At 63.5% G+C, this 22,281-nt stretch carries 14 protein-coding genes and 1 tRNA gene; 7 read left to right on the plus strand and 8 right to left on the minus strand.

The features are described 5' to 3' along the window. From hutW to Q4G14_RS12495, 8 genes are all read right to left on the minus strand, one after another. Positions 1–1,372, minus strand: a 1,372-nt coding sequence (hutW, locus tag Q4G14_RS12460; RefSeq protein ID WP_303362081.1) for a heme anaerobic degradation radical SAM methyltransferase ChuW/HutW, incomplete at its 3' end; no start/stop codon positions are given. Then, entirely contained in the window at positions 1,372–1,737 is a 366-nt protein-coding gene (locus Q4G14_RS12465; protein WP_303362082.1) for a hypothetical protein, read from the minus strand. The genes hutW and Q4G14_RS12465, both read right to left, overlap by 1 nt. A gap of 10 nt (positions 1,738–1,747) precedes the next feature. Next, positions 1,748–3,751 (minus strand): TonB-dependent receptor, encoded by a 2,004-nt coding sequence (locus Q4G14_RS12470; protein ID WP_303362083.1) that lies wholly within the window; start codon positions 3,749–3,751, stop codon positions 1,748–1,750. 462 nt (positions 3,752–4,213) lie between these two features. Continuing rightward, positions 4,214–4,714 carry an acetone carboxylase subunit gamma gene (locus tag Q4G14_RS12475; protein ID WP_303362084.1) on the minus strand — a complete coding sequence of 167 codons (501 nt, stop codon included), beginning with the start codon at positions 4,712–4,714 and terminating at the stop codon, positions 4,214–4,216. Between the two features lie 44 nt (positions 4,715–4,758). Continuing rightward, positions 4,759–7,065: a hydantoinase B/oxoprolinase family protein gene (locus tag Q4G14_RS12480; protein WP_303362085.1), complete on the minus strand. Its 2,307-nt coding sequence runs from the start codon at positions 7,063–7,065 to the stop codon at positions 4,759–4,761. A gap of 21 nt (positions 7,066–7,086) precedes the next feature. Then, complete coding sequence (locus Q4G14_RS12485; RefSeq protein ID WP_303362086.1) at positions 7,087–9,210, minus strand: hydantoinase/oxoprolinase family protein; 2,124 nt, start codon at positions 9,208–9,210, stop codon at positions 7,087–7,089. Positions 9,211–9,363: 153 nt separating this feature from the next. After that, complete coding sequence (locus tag Q4G14_RS12490) at positions 9,364–11,166, minus strand: sigma-54-dependent Fis family transcriptional regulator (protein ID WP_303362087.1); 1,803 nt, start codon at positions 11,164–11,166, stop codon at positions 9,364–9,366. Between the two features lie 305 nt (positions 11,167–11,471). Continuing rightward, positions 11,472–11,556 (minus strand) — tRNA-Leu (locus tag Q4G14_RS12495). 161 nt (positions 11,557–11,717) lie between these two features. Between Q4G14_RS12495 and Q4G14_RS12500 the strand changes: the two genes are divergently transcribed. From Q4G14_RS12500 to mtgA, 7 genes are all read left to right on the plus strand, one after another. Then, on the plus strand, positions 11,718–12,707 hold the full coding sequence (locus Q4G14_RS12500) for a complex I NDUFA9 subunit family protein (RefSeq protein ID WP_303362088.1): 990 nt from the start codon (positions 11,718–11,720) through the stop codon (positions 12,705–12,707). A gap of 1 nt (position 12,708) precedes the next feature. Then, positions 12,709–13,515, plus strand: coding sequence for an undecaprenyl-diphosphate phosphatase (locus tag Q4G14_RS12505; protein WP_303362123.1), 807 nt, complete (start codon positions 12,709–12,711; stop codon positions 13,513–13,515). Between the two features lie 149 nt (positions 13,516–13,664). Next, complete coding sequence (locus tag Q4G14_RS12510) at positions 13,665–15,149, plus strand: NAD(P)-dependent oxidoreductase (protein ID WP_303362089.1); 1,485 nt, start codon at positions 13,665–13,667, stop codon at positions 15,147–15,149. 88 nt (positions 15,150–15,237) lie between these two features. After that, positions 15,238–15,918, plus strand: coding sequence for a hypothetical protein (locus tag Q4G14_RS12515; protein WP_303362090.1), 681 nt, complete (start codon positions 15,238–15,240; stop codon positions 15,916–15,918). Further along, positions 15,915–20,450: a glutamate synthase large subunit gene (gene gltB / locus Q4G14_RS12520; RefSeq protein ID WP_303362091.1), complete on the plus strand. Its 4,536-nt coding sequence runs from the start codon at positions 15,915–15,917 to the stop codon at positions 20,448–20,450. The genes Q4G14_RS12515 and gltB overlap by 4 nt, the downstream gene beginning before the upstream one ends. A gap of 439 nt (positions 20,451–20,889) precedes the next feature. Then, positions 20,890–21,456 carry a DUF1269 domain-containing protein gene (locus Q4G14_RS12525; RefSeq protein WP_303362092.1) on the plus strand — a complete coding sequence of 189 codons (567 nt, stop codon included), beginning with the start codon at positions 20,890–20,892 and terminating at the stop codon, positions 21,454–21,456. Positions 21,457–21,497: 41 nt separating this feature from the next. Next, on the plus strand, positions 21,498–22,211 hold the full coding sequence (gene mtgA / locus Q4G14_RS12530; RefSeq protein ID WP_368661366.1) for a monofunctional biosynthetic peptidoglycan transglycosylase: 714 nt from the start codon (positions 21,498–21,500) through the stop codon (positions 22,209–22,211). The last annotated feature ends 70 nt before the right edge of the window (positions 22,212–22,281 follow it).

Here is a 22,281-nt window from a genome sequence, read left to right on the forward strand (position 1 = left end):
GATGCTGGCCCAGCCATGTCAGCAGCCGCCCGGTCATGGCGACCTGCCAGAACCGCCCGGCACGGGTCAGTTTGTGAAAACGGTAATGCGGCACCAGCAGCCCGGCGTCGGTCCATTGCGTCAGCAGCGGGGCCAGATGATCCGCCACGCTCATGCGCGCCTGCGGGGAAACCACGTTCAGCGCCGCCTCGGCCCGGCCCATGTCCAGCAGGCCGCGCTCCATCCCCGATTTGATCGCATTGCTGACCGGGGCCATGGCGGGCTGGCGCATCATCCCCCGCGTCAGGCAATGGCCCGCATCACCGCCGCGCGCCGCGAAATCATCCAGATCGCTGGTGATGCGATAGTTGAACCCGTTCAGAAACCCGCCTGCCCCGGCCCCGAAGGGCAGGCAATCCGCCCCGGTCTTGACCGCAAGGTTATAGACATTGCGTTCGCGCAGGCTGCCCTGCCAATGCGTGGTCGAGATCGGCACCCAGCCCGATTCCTCGGCTGCCGCCTCGCCCGCCGCGAAATAGGTGCCCAGCGTGGGGGCCGGGGCGGGGATCATCTTGCCCTTTTCGATCGCGGCCAGCAAAGGCGTGCCGCCGATCAGGTTCAGCGAATACAGATCCAGCCCGTCCAGCCCCAGTTCCGCGCACAGCCGCACATCGGCGGCGACATGTTCGGGCGTCTGGCCCGGCAGGCCATAGATCAGGTCGATCACGACCGCGCCGCGATCCAGCGCCACAAGCTGATCCAGCAGGGAAATCACCTCGCCGCGCGACGCCTTGCGGCCCAGAGGCTTGCGGATACTGTCGGTAAAGCTTTGCACGCCCAGCGAAATCCGCGTGGCCCCGGCGTCATAAGCCGCCAGAGCCTTGTCGCGGCCAAAGGAATGGATGCGCCCCTCCAGCGTGATTTCGCAATCCGGGGTCAGCGGCAGATAGCGGCGGATCGCGGCAATCAGCCGCGCCAGATCGCGCCCCGCCAGCGCGGTCGGTGTGCCGCCGCCAAGATAAACGGCCTGTAGCGGCGGCCCCTCGGCCGCGGGCGTGGCGGCAAAGCCGCGCAACTGGGCGATGACGGCATCGACATAAGGGCCGCCATCCCGCGCGCGCCATGCGTTCTGGTAAAAGCCGCAGAACAGGCAGTGGTTTTCGCAAAACGGCACATGGACATAGCCGACCGCCCGTTCCTTGCGCCGCTGGCCATGCAGCCCGGCCCAGTTGGCGGCGACCTGCGCTTCGGGAACCGGCACCATGCCGATGAACGGGTGAACCGCGCGCTTGCCCGGAAAGGCCGATGCCAGCGGGTCGCCGCCGGTTTCGGCGAACAGGCCCTCGACCGTGGGTGGCCCGGCGGGGGCGGTGATCTGGGGACGCGCGCTCATCACGAAGGATCGTCGATGACCGCCTGCGACGAGCGCGCGCAATAGACCGCCGGATCGGCGTCGGGCGCAGGGTCGCAGCCCTCGTCCCCGGACAGCGGCCGGATCGTAAACCCGCCCGCGCGCGGCAGTTCGACGCGATAGCGGTGGTTTTCATCCTCGGCCAGGGCGGCATGGTCGAAAGGCGTCAGCCGCAGCGCGCTTGGCCCGCAGATCGCGTGCAGCGGCGCCATGCCCGCCCCGGTCAGAACCTGCGTGACGACATCTTGCCGCGCCTCGCAATCGTCAGGCCCCTCGGTTTCGGTCAGGTTGACGCGGATTTCGCCATCCGCTGTCAGGGTCAACAGCAGCAGAACGGTCTTTATCATGGCAAGCCCCTTAGAAACGCTTGGTCAGGAACAGGTTGGCCGAACGCCCGGCCCCCGGCATCTGGCCATAGGGTTCATAGGCGCGGTCGGTCAGGTTGTTGACCTCGGCCACCAGCGACAGGCCGTTGCCAAAGTTGACCCGTCCGCGCATGTTCAGCGTGGCATAGCCGCCCGATGATCCGATCAGCGCCGCGCTGTCATCGCGCATCCTGACGCCGCTTTCGCCGCGCAGGAACAGATCGAAGGTGCCGTCGATGCTGCCGTGCTGCCATGTGGTGCGCACCCCAAGACGGCCCGAAACCTCGGGGCTGCCGCTGTCGGCGGTGGTGAAACCATTGCTATAGGTCAGTTCGCGTTTCAGCACCGCGACCGAGGCATAAGGCGTCAGCCCGGAACCGGCGTGCTGATGTTCGGCATGCAGTTCCAGCCCCCAGCTTTTGGCGCGGTTGACGTTTTGATAAGTGCCGGTCCGCCCGTCCGAGATCGTGGCGATGTAATCCTTGGCGTTGGTATGAAACAGCGTCGCGTCGATCATCGTCGCGCCATCGTCATAGCGCGCGCCCAGTTCGAACGTGGTCGAAGTTTCGGGCAGCAGATCGGGGTTTCCGGTCAGCGTCAGCCCGCCGCCGGTGGTGGTCAGGAACAACTGACCCAGCGTCGGATAGATATAGCCCTGCGACAGATTCGCCCGCAGCGCCACGCGCTCGGACGGGGTATAGACGACACCCGCAGATGCCAGCGCCAGCGAATCGCCATTGCGCGAGGTTGGGTTCGTCACCCCGTTGGTGGTCGAGGCCAGATGCTGCGCATCCACATCATACCAGCGCGCGCCGAATGTCGCCGCGACCTGATCGGTCAGGTCGATTTCGTGCTGGCCGAACACCGACAGGGTGCGGATCTGCGCCTCGTCCCAGCGGATGGTTGTCGTGGTCATGCCCGGCGGCGTGATGGTAAAGCGGCTCAGCTTGTCGGATGCCAGCTGGTCGTCTTCGTATTCCAGCCCGACCACGCTGCGGCTGTTGGGGGTCAGGCGCATTTCGGCGCGCAGGTTCAGGCCCCATGTCTCTTGCCGGTCATCCGAGGTCGAAACCACATTCACCCGCGACGGCCCGGCCGCGGTGGTCACATCGTTTTCGAACAGCCGGTCAACACGCTGGCCGTAAACATCGGCGCTGAGCCGGGTCAGCCATGGGGCCAGGTCGGTGCCTTCGTAAAAGGCCGAAACCTTGCGCAGATCCCGGTCCGGGATGCCGATCAGAAACTCCGGGTCGCCGGTATAGACATTGGCGGCCAGATCATAGGACTGCGCCTTCAGCCCCATGTAATGCGCCCCCTGACGATAGCCCAGATGCGCCGACAGGTTGCGGTCGGACATATCCGACTGCGCCAGTTCCCCCAGCGGAGTCTGGCGGTTGCCCTGCTCCATCCGGCCCCAGCTTAACCGATAGTCGATCTCGCCCGCCCCCGCCGCGCGCCGGCCCGAGACCGTGGCCGACAGCCGGTGCCCATCGGTCGCCGACAGATAGCCGCCCGACAGATCGACCTGAAGCGGCACATCCGCCCCGCGTTTGGTGATGATGTTGATGACCCCGCCGATCGCCCGGCTGCCCGACACGACCGATGACGACCCGCGCACCACCTCGATCCGTTCGATGGTGGTCGGGTCGATCAGGATCGGCTGACCGTAATTGGTATGATCGGTCAGCTTTTGCCCGTCGATCAGAATGGCAACCCGCCGCGCGGTTTCACCGCGAATGGCGATACGCTCGGCCCCTTCTTCGGAAACCTGAACCCCCGGCACATCGCGCAGCAACTCGGCCACCGAAACCGGAACCTGCTCGCGCAGGGTATCCTGGGAAAGGACGGTGATCGAGGCCGGGTTGTTCCACACCTCGGTCGGCAAGCCGGTGCCGATCAGGGTGATTTCCTCAAGGATGGTCTGGGCGGAAACAGGCGTTGATACGGAAACCGTGGCGCCCAGCAGAAACAGGCAGGATGTTTGGAATCGCGGCATGACAGGCCCTCGTGTCGGGATGATCTGTCCTGGCGGAAAGGCTGGGATGTCGCCGATCACAATCGCATGGCCTGGCAAGCCACACCTTGATCTTTGTCAAATTGTTGGGCGTTTTTGTAGGGAATCAGAGGCGCAACACCCAGACGGACGGGCAGGTTCCGCAACCATTACGGGCATCCCCTGCTGCTGCGCATGAACGGCGCGGGCATTGCCAAGGCGCGCACATGTCTTGCCGGGCCGTTTTCCCCGGCCAATAACAACATGTTCGGCACACCCCAAGCTGCCAGCACCGTTTCGCAGCGGCTGCCACCGCAGGGTGATTGATACTCTTGAACTGACGGAAATGTTGCGCTTGGCAAGGGCGGAAATGTCAGATCAAGTCGTCTGCTTTGCACTTGAATAACATCTCACCCCACCAAAAAACGGGGCGCCACTTGGCGCCCCGTCTGCATTCCGCCCTGCTCAGGCGCGTTCGGGAATCGGCAGTCCGACCCAATCCTTGTAGAAGGCGTCGATGTCGGGTTCGAAGTCGTGGATGACCGGATACCACGGGGTCGGGGCCTCGACATCCAGCAGGTCGCCGGATTTGGGGCAGTAATATTCCCGGATCACCTGCCAGTCGGTCGAAGGCGCCATCAGGCGGGGATACAACTCTTCCATATCCGCGGCGGTTTCGCGGACATAAACCACCGCATGCAGTTTCCAGTTTTCGCGCCAGTCGCAAAATTCGTGCCCGGCATGGGATTTGATGACCCATTTATTGTCCGCCTTGCGCTGAACGATGAACAGTTTCGGCCCAAGCGGCAGGATGATCCTGTCATCCCAGGGCACCTGTTCCTGCAAAATATCCAGATACATCTCGAACCGCTCTTTGTCCTTGGGTGTGGACAGCATGGTCTGCAAGGTATCGCGGTCGATCGTGCCATCAACGAGGTCTTTGATCTTTGCCTTGGTGTAAGCCATTATTTCCTCCTGTTGCGGGGGGAAGCGCCCGAGGGCGCCGCCCGTTATTCATCCACGAATTTGACGGTTTTCACGTCGGGCAACTCGCTGACATCCATCGAATATTCGCGGCCATAGGACGGGATCGGCAGATCCTCTTCCAGCAGTTTCCAGTCATCGGGCAGATCCCAGAATGTGCGGAAGTCCTGCTCGAAACGCGGGCCAAGCTTAAAACTGGCGGCGAACATTTGTTGCACCTGCAAACCCGCATCCTTGGCCAGAATACGGTCGCGTTCCTTGGCCATCCAGTCGCGGGTCGGCACGGCGCGGGCCAGTCGGGCCTTGCGGATGTCGGCACGCCTGGTCTGAGTCGCCGCCTCATCGACGGCGAAATGATCGCCTGCCTTTGTCAGAACCACGCCGTAAACCGATGCGGCAAAACGCTCGACCAGATAGCCACCGTTCACATCATCGGCCACCGCCTGCGGATCACGTTCCAGCGGGTCGCCAAAGCCCGGACCGCCCCGCATATAGTTCAGATACAGATCGTAATCCTTGAACATCGCCTCGGTGGTGATGGCCTGCTTGTCGCGCTTGATTTTCGCGGTGGGCAACATCGCATCCCAGACCGGGTTCTGCGGATCATGATCGCCGCCCGAGGGAACTTTCCCGCCCGAGGCAATGGCCTCCTTCAACCCCGTATCATGCGCCTGAAAGCGATAGCCGGATGCCGCCGGATAACCACCCATCAGCCCCCAGTCGGTGCTGATATTGCCGTTGCCCATAAAGAACATCGTCCAGTCCTTGGCGTTCCAGACCATGCGCAGGGACTGATAACCGCAGCCGCCGCGATATTTGCCGGCACCGCCGGACGACGCCTTGATCTCGCGGCCCAGATACAGCAGCGGTTCGGCCAGTTCCCAGATCTCCATGTCGCCCATGTCGCCTTCGGGGTTCCAGATTGCGGCGGCATGGCTGATGCCATCACCCACGGCACTGGCACCGACCCCGTTGGCGGCACATTCAAAGCTGTTGACGGCATGGATTTCGTCATACTGGTTGAACCCGCCGCCTTGCAGCCAGTTGCCGGTATAGGCGTTGCCCGCGTTCACCTCTTCCAGATAGCCGCGGCCGAAATAGCTGCGTGACAACCCGCGCCACAGCGATGTCCAGGACGACACGAGGAAGTGCCACGCATAGCTGAAGGCCACCCGCCGGTCGTCAGGGTTCATCCATGTGCCTTTCGGCAGGCGGAATTCGGTTCCATAGGCGGCACCGTCGTTAATCATCTCGGTCGGGATCAGGGTCTGGGTCATCATCACCCAGATGCCGGATGTAAAGCTGACCGCATGGGCATTATAGGTATGCCAGCCCCAACGGGATGAGCCTTCGAAATCCAGCCGCCATGTGCCATCGGGCCGGATCGTCATTTCCGATGGCGTGTGCATGATCGTGTTGACCTTGGCGAAATCCGAGGGCACGCGCACATCTTCGTGGTCATAGGCCACATCGACGAAACCAACCTGCCGGTATTTCCCCGGAATGGTCATCGCCTTGATGCGGTTTTGCAGGCCGATGCGGCCGTGTTCCACCGCCTCATAGGCGAATTTCCAATAGGCGTCGATGCCTTCCTCGGCGATGACCTCTTCGACCAGCTTGCGGATCATGTGGCAACCGGCGACACGGGTGCGTTCGTCCAGCATCCAATAGCGGGTCGTGCGCACCATCCGCTGCGATTCATGCAGCCAGTCGCGCTTCAGCTCGTCATTCTCGCCGATCTTGCGGCAGGTGATGGAATAGCCATCCCCGAACCGCTGCACCTGCCCGGTGGACATGGACCCCGGCCCGACCGAGCCGGTGTCGATGACGTGGGTCACGCCGCCGACCCAGCCGATCAGCTCGCCTTCGTGGAAAATCGGCACGATGGTGTGAATATCGCAGGGGTGGACGTTGCCGATCAGCGCGTCGTTATTGCAGAAGATGTCCTTGTCATTGATGCCGGGGTTCGATTCCCAGTCGTTTTCGATCATGTATTTGATCGCCGCACCCATGGTGCCGACATGGATGATGATCCCGGTCGAGGTCAGGATGCTGTCGCCCGCCGCGTTATACAGGGTAAAGCACAGCTCGCCTTCCTGTTCCACGATGGGGCTGGCGGCGATTTTCTTGGCCGTTTCGCGGGCGTCCACGACACCGGCACGCAGCCGCGAAAACAGCTTGTTATACATGATGGGATCGCTGTCGCGCAGTTCCATCTTTTTCAGACCAGCATAGCTGCCCGTCTTTTTCGTGGCATCCATGATTTCGTCGCGGTGCTGTTTCAGCGTCTGACCGCCACGGACGATGCCTTTGACTTTGGTTTGCACATTCATGGTGATTTCCTCCCTTGCCCGTCACACTTCTTTCAGGTGGAACAGGCGGTGGCCGTCCAGCCAGGTTTCAAAGCCGCCGGGGACAACGAAGGTCGTCGCGTCGGATTCGATAATGGCAGGGCCGGTGATACGGTTGCCGGGTTGCAGCTTTTCCATCTGGTAAAGCTGCGCATCGACCCATTTCTTTTTGCGATAGAACTTGCGGGTGCCAAGTTTCGCTTCCTCGGGCGGTTCGGCACCGACTTCGGGTTCTTTCGGGATTTTGGGTTTCGGGATCGGCACGGTGCCGCGCATGATCGCGCCCGTCACCGAATAGCCCAGTTCCGGCGAACGCGCCGAAGCGGCATAGACGCGGCCATAGGTATCGTTGAACGCATCGACCAGCTTGTCCCAATCGGCGGCATTGGTCGCGTGTTCGATGGGGCTTTCGATTTCGATGTCGTTCAGCTGGCCACGGTATTGCATCCGGAAACCGGGCGTCAGCGTGACCTGTTCGCGGGTATAGCCGTTCAGTTCGAATTCTTCCAGAACGCGCTCGGTCAGTTCCTCCCATGCCTCGTTCAGGACCTTGGCCTCGGATGCTTTCAATTCGTCCTTGGCATCCTCGGCGATGTTCAGATCCAGCGATTTGTCATAGCGGTATTCGAAATCCGCCGCCGCACAGCCGAAGGCGCTGAAGCCCGCCGCCCATGCCGGAACGATGACATCTTCAAAGCCCAGACCTTCGGTATAACCATAGGTGTGAACCGGACCGGCCCCGCCATAGCTGAAGCAGGTGAACGACGCCGGGCTGTAACCCTTGCCCGAAATCATGCTGCGCAGATAGTCGCGCAGGTCGCTGTCCAGCAGTTCGATGACACCGGCGGCGGCATCTTCGACCGACAGGCCCAGCGGGTCGGCGATCTGTTCCTTCATCGCCTTGACGGCGCGTTCGCGATCCAGCTTCACCTGACCGCCCAGGAAGTTGTCGGGGTTCAGATAGCCAAGGATGACGTGGCAATCCGAAATCGTCACCGTCTCGATCCCCGATTCCGCCCAGCATACGCCGACGCGGTAGCCTGCCGAATCCGGCCCCAGCTTGATCGCCTTGGTATAGGGATCCAGCCGGATAAAGCTGCCCGCGCCGGCGCCGACCGAGTCCATGGCCACGAGGGGGAGGCTAAGAACAAGCCGGGCCATGTCTGGGTCATTCTTGATCGTCAATTCGCCCTGCGTAATCAGCGCGACGTCAAAAGACGTGCCGCCAATATCGGAACAGGCGATATTCTTGTAACCCAGCACTTCGCCCAGGTATTTCGCGCCGATCACGCCGCCGATAGGCCCGGACACGATCGTGCGCGCCAGTTCCTTGGCCTTCCAGGAAATCGTGCCGCCATGCGTGGCCATCACCCGGAAATCGAATTTCGAGCCGTTGTCCTTGAACGCCGAGCTGATCTTTTTCAGCGTCTGGCGCGAGGGTTCGGCCGCATAAGCCTCCAAAATGGTGGTGTTGGTGCGATGGGTTTCCTTGCGCACCGGGTAATAGTCGGTCGAGGCGAAAACCGGGATGTCCTTACCCGCCTTTTCAATCTCGGCTTTCACGATGTCGCGGACACGGCGTTCGTGGGTCGGGTTCTTATAGCTGTGCAGGAACGAAATCACGATCCCTTCCACATCCTGCGCAATCAGCTCGCGCGCGGCGGTCACGGCGTCATCCTCGCGCAGGGGGATCACCACGCTGCCGAACATGTCTACCCGCTCCATCACGCCACGGGTCAGTTGACGCGGCACCAGCGGTTCGTCGAAATAATGGGTGTTCAGGTGAATCCGGTCTTCGTAGGCAAAGCCCAGATAGGCCTGAATCGCGCGGCCCATGCGGTGGAAATCCTCCATCCCCGCATTGACGATCAGGCCGCATTTCAGCCCCTTGCGCTGCACTACGCGGTTCAGCATCGCGGTGCCGGAATAAACCCCGGTCTGGATCGAGCCAAGCGCGTCTTCCAGCGACAGGCCCCAGTGCTCCAGCCCCTCGCGGCTGGATTCGATCAGGCCAAGCGCCTCGTTCTGCGGGGTCGATTGTGCCTTGCCGACGACGAAATCACCGTCGCTGTCCACAAAGAACGTGTCGGTCATGGTTCCGCCCGCGTCGATGCCAAGCACCTGCACGGTCCGGTCATTTTTCTTATCGAGTGGCAATGTGACGTCCTCCCTTCACATCACGCGATGCGGGCTGCATCGCGCAATCTCAGGTTGGTTTTTTCGTCACATCGTGGTTGTCCGATTGTCGAACGCTCTGACGGTCACGCTGCGGACGCGAAATCAATCGCGCTGGTTTCGCGGGATGCCAAAGCTGTCCAGTTTCAGATACAGCGTCGAACGCGCGATGCCCAACCGCTTGGCAACACGAGACAAATTACCGCCCTCGGCCTCGATCGCCTCAAGGATGCGCAGCCGTTCGCCATCGCGCAGCGTGTCGTCCGATCGCTGCCGGACAGGTGTCCGAATTTCGGGCGGCAGGGTCTGCACGTCGATCAGCCCGGTCGAGGACAGCGCGTCCAGCATGGCGACCAGATTCGCCATCTCGCGCAGGTTGCCGGGCCAGCGATAGGATTGCAGCGCCGCCATCGCCCCCGAGGTGAAATTCAGGTTCCGCCCGCCCGTGGTATCAGCATGATGGCGGGTCATCATTTTCAGCGTCGCGGCGATTTCTTCGGGGCGTTCGTGCAGGGGCAGGATATTCAGCCGGGCAGCGGCGATACGGTGATACAGATCGCTGCGAAACTCGCCCGCCTGCATCGCCGGATACAGCGGGCGGCTGGACAGCGCGATGATCCGGCTGCCGCCCTGAATGGCCATTTCCACCAGACTCAGCAGCAGTTTCTGCACCTCGTCACCGGCCGAACCGGGACCGTTCAGGCACAGCACCCCGCCCGCCCCGCCCTGCGTCAGCCGCGCCCCATGCGCCAGATCCTCGCGCAGGGTGGCCGCCGTCAGGATCGAACAGTCGATCATTTCGAACGGGCCTTGCGCCTGCGGGCTGGCGCGGTGGATGGCCTGCGCCAGAAAGGTCTTGCCGACGCCCGCCTCGCCCTCGATCAACAGCGGAATCGTGGTGCGCGCCAGCCGCTCGGCCTGCGCGCACAGCGCCGCCGACACCGGGCCTGCCTGACCGATTCGGGTCAGTTCCGCCCCCGGATCAGCCTTGGCCGCCCGCCGCCTGCGCAGCGAGATCATCACCCCGATGGCCTCATCCGGCGAGCCGATCACCTCAAGATCGGTGCCGGGCATACAATCGCTTAACGCCTCGGCGATGGTGTCAGGCGGCTGGTCGATCAGATCGGGGATACGCGCCCGCAAGGCGCTCAGCGCCGCGTCGTCGTCGCAAAACCGCTGGAATCCTTCGGTGGCGAACACGTCGTTGCCGCCGCGATCCATCATCAGCATCGGTTCATTCCCGCGCCGCAGGCGGCGCATGTGCAGCCGTTCGATCAGCGTTTCATGTTCCAGCGCCAGCATCCGGGTCAGGTCGGATTCGACCTGCGCGGCCAAGGCCGCCGACAGCGCAGCGGCATTGGGCTGCGCCAGACCATCGGGCCAGGAAATATCCACTACCCCCAGCAGCGCCCCGGTGCCGGGATCGGTGATCGGCGTCGCGGCGCAATTCCACCGCTGGATCGCCTCGCAGAAATGTTCGACGGAGCGGATCGTCACCGGGCGGCGCAGATGCAGCGCCGTGCCGATGGCATTGGTGCCGATGGCCTGTTCGGTCCAGTCTCCGCCCAGATGCAGGTGGTTTTCGCGCCCCATCGCCAGAGTGCCGGAATCGCCCCCCGCATCCAGCACCACCCCGAAACGGTCGCACAGCAGCACGATATTGCCCGTATGCGCCAACAGGTAATTCGCCCGCGCCAGGGCGTTATCCGCCCCCTTGCGCAAGCGCCGCGCGACCGCCCGCGCGGTCAGCAGTTCGCTGTCGCTGCGCAAAGGCGCGCTGGCGGAATTCGCCACCCCCGCATGATTGGACCGCCGCCAACTGGCCAGCACGTCTTCGCGAATGCGCGACGGCACCTTGCCCAGTTCGACAAATTCCTCCCAGTCGCGCTTGCTGATGTTCAGCCCCATCCGTCCCTCCCCGAACGATGACGCAGCGCCCGCGCAGGGCGCAGACACCCGACAAGGCTTTACCCAGATCAGCCCTCTGTCAAGTCAGAGCTTGGTCGGCTGGCCCATTGTCGCTGATTTCCGGGCAGAAGGGGGGGGCTGCCCAAGGCGCGAATGCGGGCCTAAACATCCGCGGCGGGCGGCGCGGTTTCCCGACCTGATCGCCGCATTCTGCCGCAAGGCCGGTGCGGGGCCTGCGCCAAACCGGCGCCCGGAAACGAAGAAACCCCAAGAATCTTGCGATCCTTGGGGTTGCTGATTGGCAATGGTGCCCAGGAGAGGACTCGAACCTCCACACCTTGCGGCACACGGACCTGAACCGTGCGCGTCTACCAATTCCGCCACCTGGGCCGGTTGCGTGAGGCGGGGATGTATCGGGATGTTCGGGGGGTGTCAACGGCCTCTTGCAAAAAATCTTCATCATTTTGGCGCTGCGTGAAAACCTTCGGGAAATCTTGCCGTGGCAGGCTGGCGGGGTTATCAGAAGGCAGGCAGATGAAAGGGCACAGCCGATGTCAAAGCTGGTCACGATCTATGGCGGTTCAGGCTTCGTAGGGCGGCAGATCGCCCGCATCCTTGCAAAACAAGGCTGGCGCATCCGTATCGCCGTGCGCCGCCCGGACGAGGCGCTGTTCGTGCGCGGCTATGGCGCCGTGGGGCAGGTGGTGCCGGTTCTGTGCAATATCCGCGATGACGAATCGGTGCGCGCGGCCATGGCGGATGCCGATGCGGTGGTGAACTGCGTGGGCATTCTGGTGCGCGAGGGCAAGAACGACTTTGAGCCGGTTCAGCATGACGGCGCGGCGCGCGTGGCCCGTATCTCGGCGGAAATGGGCGTGCCGGTGATGGTGCATCTGTCGGCCATCGGTGCCGACCCGGATGCCGCCAGCCATTACGCCGCCAGCAAGGGCAAGGGCGAGGCGGCCGTGCGCCAGCACCGCCCTGATGCGATCATCCTGCGCCCCTCGGCCATCTTTGGCGAGGGGGACGGGCTTTACACCAAATTCGCCCGCAAAACCAAGATTTTCCCGCTGATTCTGCCGATTGCCGGGGCCGCGACCCGGATGCAGCCGGTCTATGTCGGCGATGTGGCCAAGGCCGCGGCCAAGGCCGTGAACGGTCAGGCCCAGCCGGGCATCTACGAACTGGGCGGCCCGGATATTTTGACCGTCGATGACATCGTGCGTCAGGCGCTGCACAGCGCGCGCCGGCGGCGTGGCCTGTTCAAAATGCCGTTCTGGTTTGCCGGCATCGCCGGCGGGGCGCTGGATCTGGTGCAGACCCTGACCGGCGGGCTGGTCACGAACCGGGTGATGACCCGCGATTTCGTGCGGCTGATGCGGCATGATAACGTCGTGTCCGAAGGCGCGCGCACGCTGGCCGATCTGGGCATCGAACCCGTCGCTGCCGAGGCCGTGATCGACAGCTATCTGTGGCCGTTCCGCCCCTCGGGGCAATATGACGAGATCAAGGAATCGGCGCAAAACCTGCGCCACGGCTAATATCATGGAATATAATACGATTGTTGCAGCGATCCTCGGCGTGCTAGAGGGTCTGACCGAGTTCATTCCGGTTTCCTCGACCGCGCATATCCTGCTGGCGGGGCACTTTCTGGGCTTTGATTCGCCGGGCCGCACCTTTGAGGTGCTGATCCAGCTTGGCGCGGTGATGGCGGTGCTGGGGGTCTATGCCCGCCGCATCGCGCATCTGCTGGCCACCGCATCCGACAACCCGGAATCGCGGCGGTTCATCGCCGCCGTGCTGATCGCCTTTGCGCCTGCCGTGGTGATCGGGGTCATGGCGCATGATTTCATCAAGACGGTGCTGTTCGAAACCCCGGCGCTGATGGCGGTGATGCTGATTCTGGGCGGCTTTATCCTGCTGTGGGTGGACAAGCGGTCCACCACCCCCATCTATCACCGCCCCGAGGAATTTCCCCTGCCGATGGCGCTGAAAATCGGGTTTATTCAGTGCCTTGCGATGATCCCCGGCGTATCGCGTTCTGGCGCGACCATCGTCGGCGCGCTGCTGATGGGCGCGGACAAACGGTCGGCGGCGGAATTTTCGTTCTTTCTGGCCATGCCCACGATGCTGGGCGCCTTTGCCTATGATCTTTACAAGAACCGCGACATTCTGGACGGCGCGGCCATGGGCAATGTCGCCATCGGCTTTATCTGCGCAACGATCAGCGCCGTGATCGTGGTGCGCTGGCTGCTGAACTTTCTGGAACGGCACGGCTATGCGCTGTTTGGCTGGTGGCGGATCATCGTGGGGACCGTTGTCCTGCTGGCGCTGGCCGCAGGTTGGTAAGCAAGACTGACCTATTATTGGCGGGCTGATGCGGATTTTTTCGCCCAGCCCACAAAAATCCCGCAGATAGGTCAGCACGACTGACTTTTCATCTGCCGAACCATGGCATAAGCAACGCGCAACACCCGTTAACATTTGGGGGCGCAGCCATGGCCACGCAGAAGATGCTGAAATTCGTCTCGACCCAGCGCGAGATGCCCGAAAAGCGCAGCGCAGCCGAGCGCAGCGACGATTTCCACGAAATCTATCGCGAATTCGCCGATGCCAAGGCGAAAGAACAGGCCAGCCGGTGCAGTCAATGCGGGGTTCCCTATTGCCAGTCGCATTGCCCCCTTCATAACAACATTCCCGACTGGTTGCGTCTGACCGCCGAGGGGCGCACGCAGGAAGCCTATGCCATGTCGCAGGCAACCAATACCTTCCCGGAAATCTGCGGCCGCATCTGCCCGCAGGATCGCCTGTGCGAAGGCAATTGCGTCATCGAACAGTCGGGCCATGGCACCGTCACCATCGGCGCCATCGAAAAATACATCACCGACACCGCCTGGGAACAGGGCTGGGTGCAGCCGATCGCCCCGCGTCAGGAACGCGCCGAATCGGTGGGCATCATCGGGGCCGGGCCGGGCGGTCTGGCCGCTGCCGACCGGCTGCGGCGCATGGGCTTTCAGGTGACGGTCTATGACCGCTACGACCGCGCGGGCGGGCTGCTGACCTATGGCATCCCCGGCTTCAAGCTGGAAAAGGATGTGGTGATGCGCCGCAACGCCCTGCTGGCCGATGGCGGGGTGGACTTCGTGCTGAACTGCAACGTGGGCGAGGATATTTCCTTTGACGCGATCCGGGGCAAGCATGATGCGGTGCTGATCGCCACCGGCGTTTACAAGACCCGCGATCTGGACATCGACAATGCCGATGCCGGCGGCGTGGTGCGGGCGATTGATTACCTGACCGCCAGCAACAAGGTGGAATTCGGCGATGACCTGCCCGATTTCGACGATGGCGAGCTGAACGCCAAGGGCAAGCGCGTCATCGTCATCGGCGGCGGCGACACGGCGATGGATTGCGTCCGCACCGCCATCCGTCAGGGCGCGCAATCGGTGAAATGCCTGTATCGCCGCGACCGCGCGAACATGCCCGGATCGCAGCGCGAGGTGCAGAACGCCGAGGAAGAAGGCGTCGAATTCGTCTGGCTGACCGCTCCGGGCAGCTTTGTCGGCGCGGCCGAGGGGCAAAGCGGCCCCGACAGCGCCATCAACCGCGAACGCCCCGCCATCAGCGCGGTGCGGGTGCAGCAGATGCGGCTGGGCGCGCCGGATGTGTCGGGCCGTCAAAGCCCCGAATTGATCGAGGGCGCCGATTACGACGAACCCGCCGAACTGGTCATCAAGGCGCTGGGCTTTGAACCCGAGGATCTGCCCAAGCTGTGGGGCGTGGACGGGCTGGAGGTGACGCGCTGGGGCACGATCAAGGCCAGCTTTGGCACGCATGCCACCAGCCTGCCCGGCGTTTATGCGGTGGGCGACATCGTGCGCGGCGCATCTTTGGTTGTCTGGGCGATCCGCGACGGGCGCGAGGCCGCCGACAGCATCGCCGCCTTTCTGGGCACCGGCGCTGACCGGGTTGCGGCGGAATAGGGCGGCACAGATGATGCACAGATCATGCACAGGCTGTACACAGGCTGTACACAGCCGGCGCGCGCTGGCCGTTGCGGCAATGTCAGCGATGCTGACCTTTCTGCCCGCCCTGCCCGGCCATGCCGCCGGACAGTTCACGCCCCCCGCCGGCTGCCGGCTAGAGGTGACAGTGCAGAACCGCGGCTGCACCGTCAGCCAGCATTTCCGTTGTGACGCCGACCCCGAAGGCTATCAGCGCAGCGCGATCTTTTCGCAGGACGGGCTGACCTATCTGTCGGTGATCGACGCCGAAACCCGCTGGATCGAATCCGCCTCGCCCACGGTCGGGATGACCGACACGCTGGAGGACGAGGCCGAGGCCCATGCCAGCCTGTCGCGGCTGATCGAAACCGGGCGCGACGATTTCGATTTCTGGACCGTTTCCAACAGCGGCGAGCGGCTGCACCATCAGGGCTGGGACGAGCTGACCGGCGAAACCGTCATCATCGACGGGGTCGAACTGGAACAGACCCGGTTCCAGCTGACCACCCGCTTTGAAAACGGCGAAACCATGCTGACCCGCAGCGGCCAGCAGTTCATCAGCCGTGTGATGGGCCGGTTCTATGGCGGGGTGGAAACCTCGACCGACTGGACCGGCGCGACCGTGAACAGCAATGACAGCCCCGTGACCTTTGCCTTTCCCGGCAAACCCGGTTTCGGCAGCATCACCCCTCAATACGACTGCGACATGCTGATGACGCAGCTTTCCCAAGGAAAGGCCCGGCTATGAGCAACTGGCAAGAACAAGAACAGGCCCGCCGCGACTGGATGGCCGAACACAGCCTGTATCGGGCCGAGGACGAACATTCATCCTGCGGCGTCGGCTTTGTCGTCGATCTGGATGGCAAACCCAGCCGCAAGGTAGTGCAGAACGGCATCGACGCGCTGAAGGCGATCTGGCATCGCGGCGCGGTGGATGCGGACGGCAAGACCGGCGACGGCGCGGGCATCCATGTGCAGATCCCGGTGCCGTTCTTTTACGATCAGGTCCGCCGCACCGGCCACGAACCCGACAAGGACAAGCTGATCGCCGTCGGTCAGGTATTTCTGCCGCGCACCGATTTCGGCGCGCAGGAACGCTGCCGGACCATCGTGGAAACCGAAGTCATCCGCATGGGCCATTACATCTATGGCTGGCGGCATGTGCCGGTGGACACCAGCGTTCTGGGCGAAAAGGCCAATGCCACCCGCCCGGAAATCGAACAGATCCTGATCCGCTGCGACAAGGACATCGACCAGGATCAGTTCGAACGCGAGCTGTATATCATCCGCCGCCGCATCGAACGCGCGGCCGTGGCGGCGCAGGTGGCGGGGCTGTATTTCTGTTCGCTGTCCTGCCGCAGCATCATCTATAAAGGCATGATGCTGGCCGAGCAGGTGGCGGAATTCTACCCCGACCTCAAGGATGAACGCTTTGAATCGGCGTTCGCGATCTATCACCAGCGGTATTCGACCAACACCTTCCCGCAGTGGTGGCTGGCGCAGCCGTTCCGCATGTTGGCCCATAACGGCGAAATCAACACGCTGAAGGGCAATCTGAACTGGATGCGCAGCCATGAAATCCGCATGGCCAGCAGCGCGTTCGGCGATATGGCCGATGACATCAAGCCCATCGTCCCCGCCGGTTCGTCGGACAGCGCCGCGCTGGATGCCGTGTTCGAGGTGATGGTGCGGTCGGGCCGCAGCGCGCCGATGACGAAAACGATGCTGGTCCCCGAGGCCTGGTCCAAGGCGACCACCGACATGCCGCAGGCATGGGCCGACATGTATGCCTATTGCAACGCCGTGATGGAGCCGTGGGATGGCCCCGCCGCGCTGGCCATGACCGATGGCCGCTGGGTCTGCGGCGGGCTGGACCGCAACGGCTTGCGCCCGATGCGCTATGTGGTGACGGGCGACAACCTGCTGATCGCCGGGTCCGAGGTGGGCATGGTGCCGACCGACGAATCCACCGCCCGCGAAAAGGGCGCGCTGGGTCCGGGGCAGATGATCGCCGTCGATATGCACGAGGGCAAGCTGTATCACGACACCGACATCAAGGACCGTCTGGCCGCCAGCCAGCCCTTTGGCGAGTGGATCGAAAAGGTCGCGCAGCCCTCGGACGGGATGGCCAAGCTGCCTGAAACCGCGCTGTTCACCGGCGAAGACCTGCACCGCCGCCAGATCGCCGCCGGCTACACCATCGAGGAACTGGAACAGGTTCTGGCCCCCATGGCCGAGGACGGCAAAGAGGCGCTGGCATCCATGGGCGACGATACCCCCGCCGCCGTGCTGTCGCAGCAATACCGGCCGCTGTCGCATTTCTTCCGCCAGAATTTCAGCCAGGTGACGAACCCGCCCATCGACAGCCTGCGCGAAACGCGGGTGATGAGCCTCAAGACCCGGTTCGGCAACCTGAAAAACGTGCTGGATGAATCCAGCGCGCAGACGGAAATCACCCTGCTGGAAAGCCCGTTTCTGGCGAATGGCGAATTCGATGAATTGATGCGCATGTTCGCCGGCACTGTCACGCAGATCGACTGCACCTTCCCCGATGGCGCCGGGCCAGAGGCCATGGCCGGGGCGCTGGCCCGCATCCGGGCCGAGGCCGAGGATGCCGTTCGTTCCGGCGCCGGTCACATCGTGCTGAGCGATCAGGCGCAGGGACAGGACCGGATCGGGCTGCCGATGATTCTGGCCACCAGCGCCGTGCACAGCTGGCTGGTGCAAAAGGGGCTGCGGACCTTTTGTTCGATCAATGTGCGGTCGGCGGAATGTATCGACCCGCATTATTTCGCCGTGCTGATCGGCTGTGGCGCGACCACGGTCAACGCCTATCTGGCGCAGGACAGCCTGGCCGAACGGATCGAACGCGGGTTGCTGGACAGCAACCTGACCGATGCAATGAACCGCTATCGCGAGGCGATTGACGGCGGCTTGCTGAAAATCATGGCCAAGATGGGGATTTCGGTCATCTCGTCCTATCGCGGCGGGCTGAATTTCGAGGCCGTGGGCCTGTCGCGCGCCATGGTGGCGGAATATTTCCCCGGTATGCACAGCCGCATTTCCGGCATCGGTCTTCACGGGTTGCAAGCCAAGCTGGAGGAAATCCACCAGAAGGGGTTCCACAGCGACAGCGCCGATCTGCTGCCAGTGGGCGGTTTCTACAAAATGCGCCGCTCGGGCGAGAAACACGCGTGGGAGGCGAACACCATGCGCCTGCTGCAACTGGCCTGCGAGCGCGCGTCTTATGATGTGTGGAAACAATTCTCCGCCGCGATGCGGGCGAACCCGCCGATCCACATCCGCGACCTGCTGGACATCAAGCCGCTGGGCAAGCCGGTGCCGATCGAGGAAGTGGAAAGCATCACCTCGATCCGCAAGCGCTTCGTGACGCCGGGGATGAGCCTTGGCGCGCTGTCGCCCGAGGCGCATATGACGCTGAACATCGCCATGAACCGCATCGGCGCGAAATCCGACAGCGGCGAGGGTGGCGAAGACCCGGCGCACAGCCATCCGCTGCCCAATGGCGACAACCCCTGCGCCAAGATCAAGCAGGTGGCGTCGGGGCGGTTCGGGGTCACGGCGGAATATCTGAACGCCTGCGAGGAACTGGAAATCAAGGTCGCTCAGGGCGCGAAACCGGGCGAGGGCGGGCAGTTGCCCGGCATGAAGGTCACGTCGCTGATCGCGCGGCTGCGCCATTCCACGCCCGGCGTCACGCTGATTTCGCCGCCGCCGCACCATGATATTTACAGCATCGAGGATCTGGCGCAGCTGATCTATGACCTGAAACAGATCAACCCGCGCGCCAAGATCACGGTGAAACTGGTCGCCTCGTCCGGGGTCGGCACGATTGCGGCGGGCGTGGCCAAAGCCAAGGCCGATGTGATCCTGATTTCCGGCCATAACGGCGGCACCGGGGCCAGCCCCGCGACCAGCATCAAATTCGCCGGTCTGCCCTGGGAAATGGGCCTGACCGAGGCGCATCAGGTGCTGGCGATGAACCGCCTGCGCGAGCGGGTGACGCTGCGCACCGACGGGGGCCTGCGCACCGGGCGCGACATCGTGATGGCCGCGATGATGGGGGCCGAGGAATACGGCATCGGCACCGCCGCACTGATCGCCATGGGCTGCATCATGGTGCGCCAGTGCCAGTCGAACACCTGCCCGGTGGGCGTCTGCACGCAGGATGAAAAGCTGCGCGCGATGTTCAACGGCAGCGCCGACAAGGTGGTGAACCTGATTACCTTCTATGCGCAAGAGGTGCGCGAATTGCTGGCCGCCATCGGTGCGCGGTCGCTGGACGAGGTGATCGGGCGCGCCGATCTGCTGACTCAGGTCAGCCGCGGGGCCGCGCATCTGGACGATCTCGACCTGAACCCGCTGCTGATTACCGTCGATGGCTGGGACAAGATCGTTTACGACCGCTCGCGCCCGCGCAATGCGGTGCCCGACACGCTGGATGCGGAAATCATCCGCGATGCGGAACGGTTCTTTACCGATGGCGAAAAGATGCAGCTGTCCTATGCCGTGCGCAACACGCATCGCACCATCGGCACCCGCACCAGTTCGATGATCGTGCAGAAATACGGGATGCGCAACAGCCTGCAATCCGACCACCTGACCGTGCGCCTGACCGGATCGGCGGGACAATCGCTGGGCGCATTCGCCGCGCCGGGGCTGAAGATCGAGGTCTCGGGCGATGCCAACGACTATGTGGGCAAGGGCCTGTCGGGCGGCACCATCACCGTGCGCCCGCCGATGGCCAGCCCGCTGACCGCCGCCGATAACGTCATCATCGGCAACACGGTCCTGTATGGCGCGACCGATGGTTTCCTGTTCGCGGCGGGCCGGGCCGGGGAACGCTTTGCCGTCCGCAACAGCGGCGCCAAGGTGGTGATCGAGGGCTGCGGCACCAACGGCTGCGAATATATGACCGGCGGCGTGGCGGTGATCCTGGGCCGCATCGGCGCGAACTTTGGCGCGGGGATGACCGGGGGCATGGCCTATCTGTATGATCCGGGTGGCGTGGCACGCGATTACATCAACGCCGAAACACTGGTGCTGTGCCCGGTGACGCAGGCGCATTGGGAAACGCAGTTGCGCGGCCTGATCGAGCGCCACCACGCGGAAACCGGATCGCTGCGCGCGGCGGCGATTCTGGCGGATTGGGATCAGGAAAAGGCCAATTTCCTGCAAATCTGCCCGAAAGAGATGCTGCCGCATCTGTCGCATCCGATTGCGGATGTGAACGATCTGGCGGCCGTTCCCGCCGAGTGATAAGCATCAGGGGGGCCAAAAGCCCCCCTGACCCGTTACAGCCCGTCCCCACCCCAGAAAGGAACCAGCTGTCCCGGCTGAACCGGGCCGCAGCCAAGCCACTGGCTGCGGGCACCGGCGTGCCAGACCTTGGCCGGGATGCGGCACGATATGGCCGTGCGACCCGCATCATCCGCCCCAAAACAGGCATCATGCCCGGCGAACGCCCCAAAGCGCCAGTTTTGATCGCCCTTCGGTTGCGTTATGGCCTATAACATCACATCGGCATGATGACGCAAGGGCAGGCCGACGTTAATGAACCGACTTTCCAGAAAAAACAATGTCTTCCGGGATTTTTTCCTTTTGTTACCGTAAACTGAACCAGGAATGCAATTTCACGGCGGAACCCGCGCGCGGCGCGCTGTGTTGACCTTTTGGTTCAGACAAGAAAGGACGCATCATGGCCGATCTGCTGGCGATTGCCTTTGACGACGAAGCGACCGGGTTCGAGCTGCGCACCGAACTGGTCAAGATGCAGCAGGAATATCTGATCGAACTGGGCGATGCCGTGGTCGTCACCCGGCCCTCTGCCGATGATATTCAACTGCATCAGGCGGTGAACCTGACGGCGGCGGGGGCTGTCGGCGGCGGCTTTTGGGGGGCGCTGGTCGGGCTTTTGTTCCTGAACCCGCTGGTTGGCGCGGCGGTGGGCGCAGGCGCAGGCGCGCTGGCCGGGCGGTTCAGCGACGTGGGCATCAACGATGATTTCATGCGGCAGGCGGGCCATGCCTTGCAGCCGGGCGGCTCGGCGGTCTTTGTGCTGATCCGCAAGATGACCGCCGACAAGGTGCTGGAGCGGCTGGGGGGCTTTCACCGCCGGGGCCGGGTGCTGCAAACCTCGCTGTCGCACGAAGACGAGGCGCGGCTGCGTGATGCCTTGTCGGGCCATGCCGCGCCGCAGGCAGCGGCAGCAGCGGAACCCGCTGAAACCAGCGACGTGCCCAAGGTGCATCCGCGCGACGCCTGATCGCCTTGACGCAAGGGCGGGCCGCATGACAGATGCGGCCCATGTTCCGCAAGACCGCCGCCCGCAGTAACCCGCCCGTGCCCGCCACCCGGCGGCGGGCGTTGTTGCGCCTTGTGCTGGGCTGGCTGCGCTGGCTGACCCTGCGGGCGCTGGTGGTGATGCTGGTGCTGGTCGGGCTGTTCGCGCTGGTGAACCCGCCGACCACCCTCACCATCGCCCGCGAGGCGACCGCGCCACGGCAATGGACCCGGCTGCGCGATGTCTCGCCCGTGCTGGCCCGCAGCATCGTCGCGGCCGAGGATGCGAATTTCTGCCATCACTGGGGTTTTGATATGGTCGAGATCCGCCGGGTGATCGATTCCGGCGGCCGTCGCGGCGCATCGACCATCACCCAGCAGACCGCCAAGAACCTGTATCTGTGGCAAAGCCGCAGCTGGACCCGCAAGGCGCTGGAGACCCTGCTGACGCCGATGATCGAAGCCTTGTGGAGCAAGCGCCGCATTCTTGAGGTTTATCTGAATATCGCCGAATTCGGGGACGGCGTGTTCGGCATCCACGCGGCATCGGCGCATTATTTCGGCACCACCCCGGATCGGCTGACCGCCACGCAATCGGCGCGGCTGGCCGCCGTTCTGCCCGCCCCCAAGCTGCGCAGCCCGCGCCAGTCGCGCCGGTCTGCCGCCATCGCCGACGGCGCGGCCACGATCCTGCGCGACGGGCGGGCGGCGTGCTTTACCCTGCCCGCGCGGGACTGATTAACCAGATTTGGCGACAGCCGTTGCCGGTTCGGGCAAGGATGCGATAACGAAAGCGTGAGTGTTTTTA

It is taken from the genome of Paracoccus sp. (in: a-proteobacteria), from assembly GCF_030538755.1.
Taxonomy (GTDB): domain Bacteria; phylum Pseudomonadota; class Alphaproteobacteria; order Rhodobacterales; family Rhodobacteraceae; genus Paracoccus.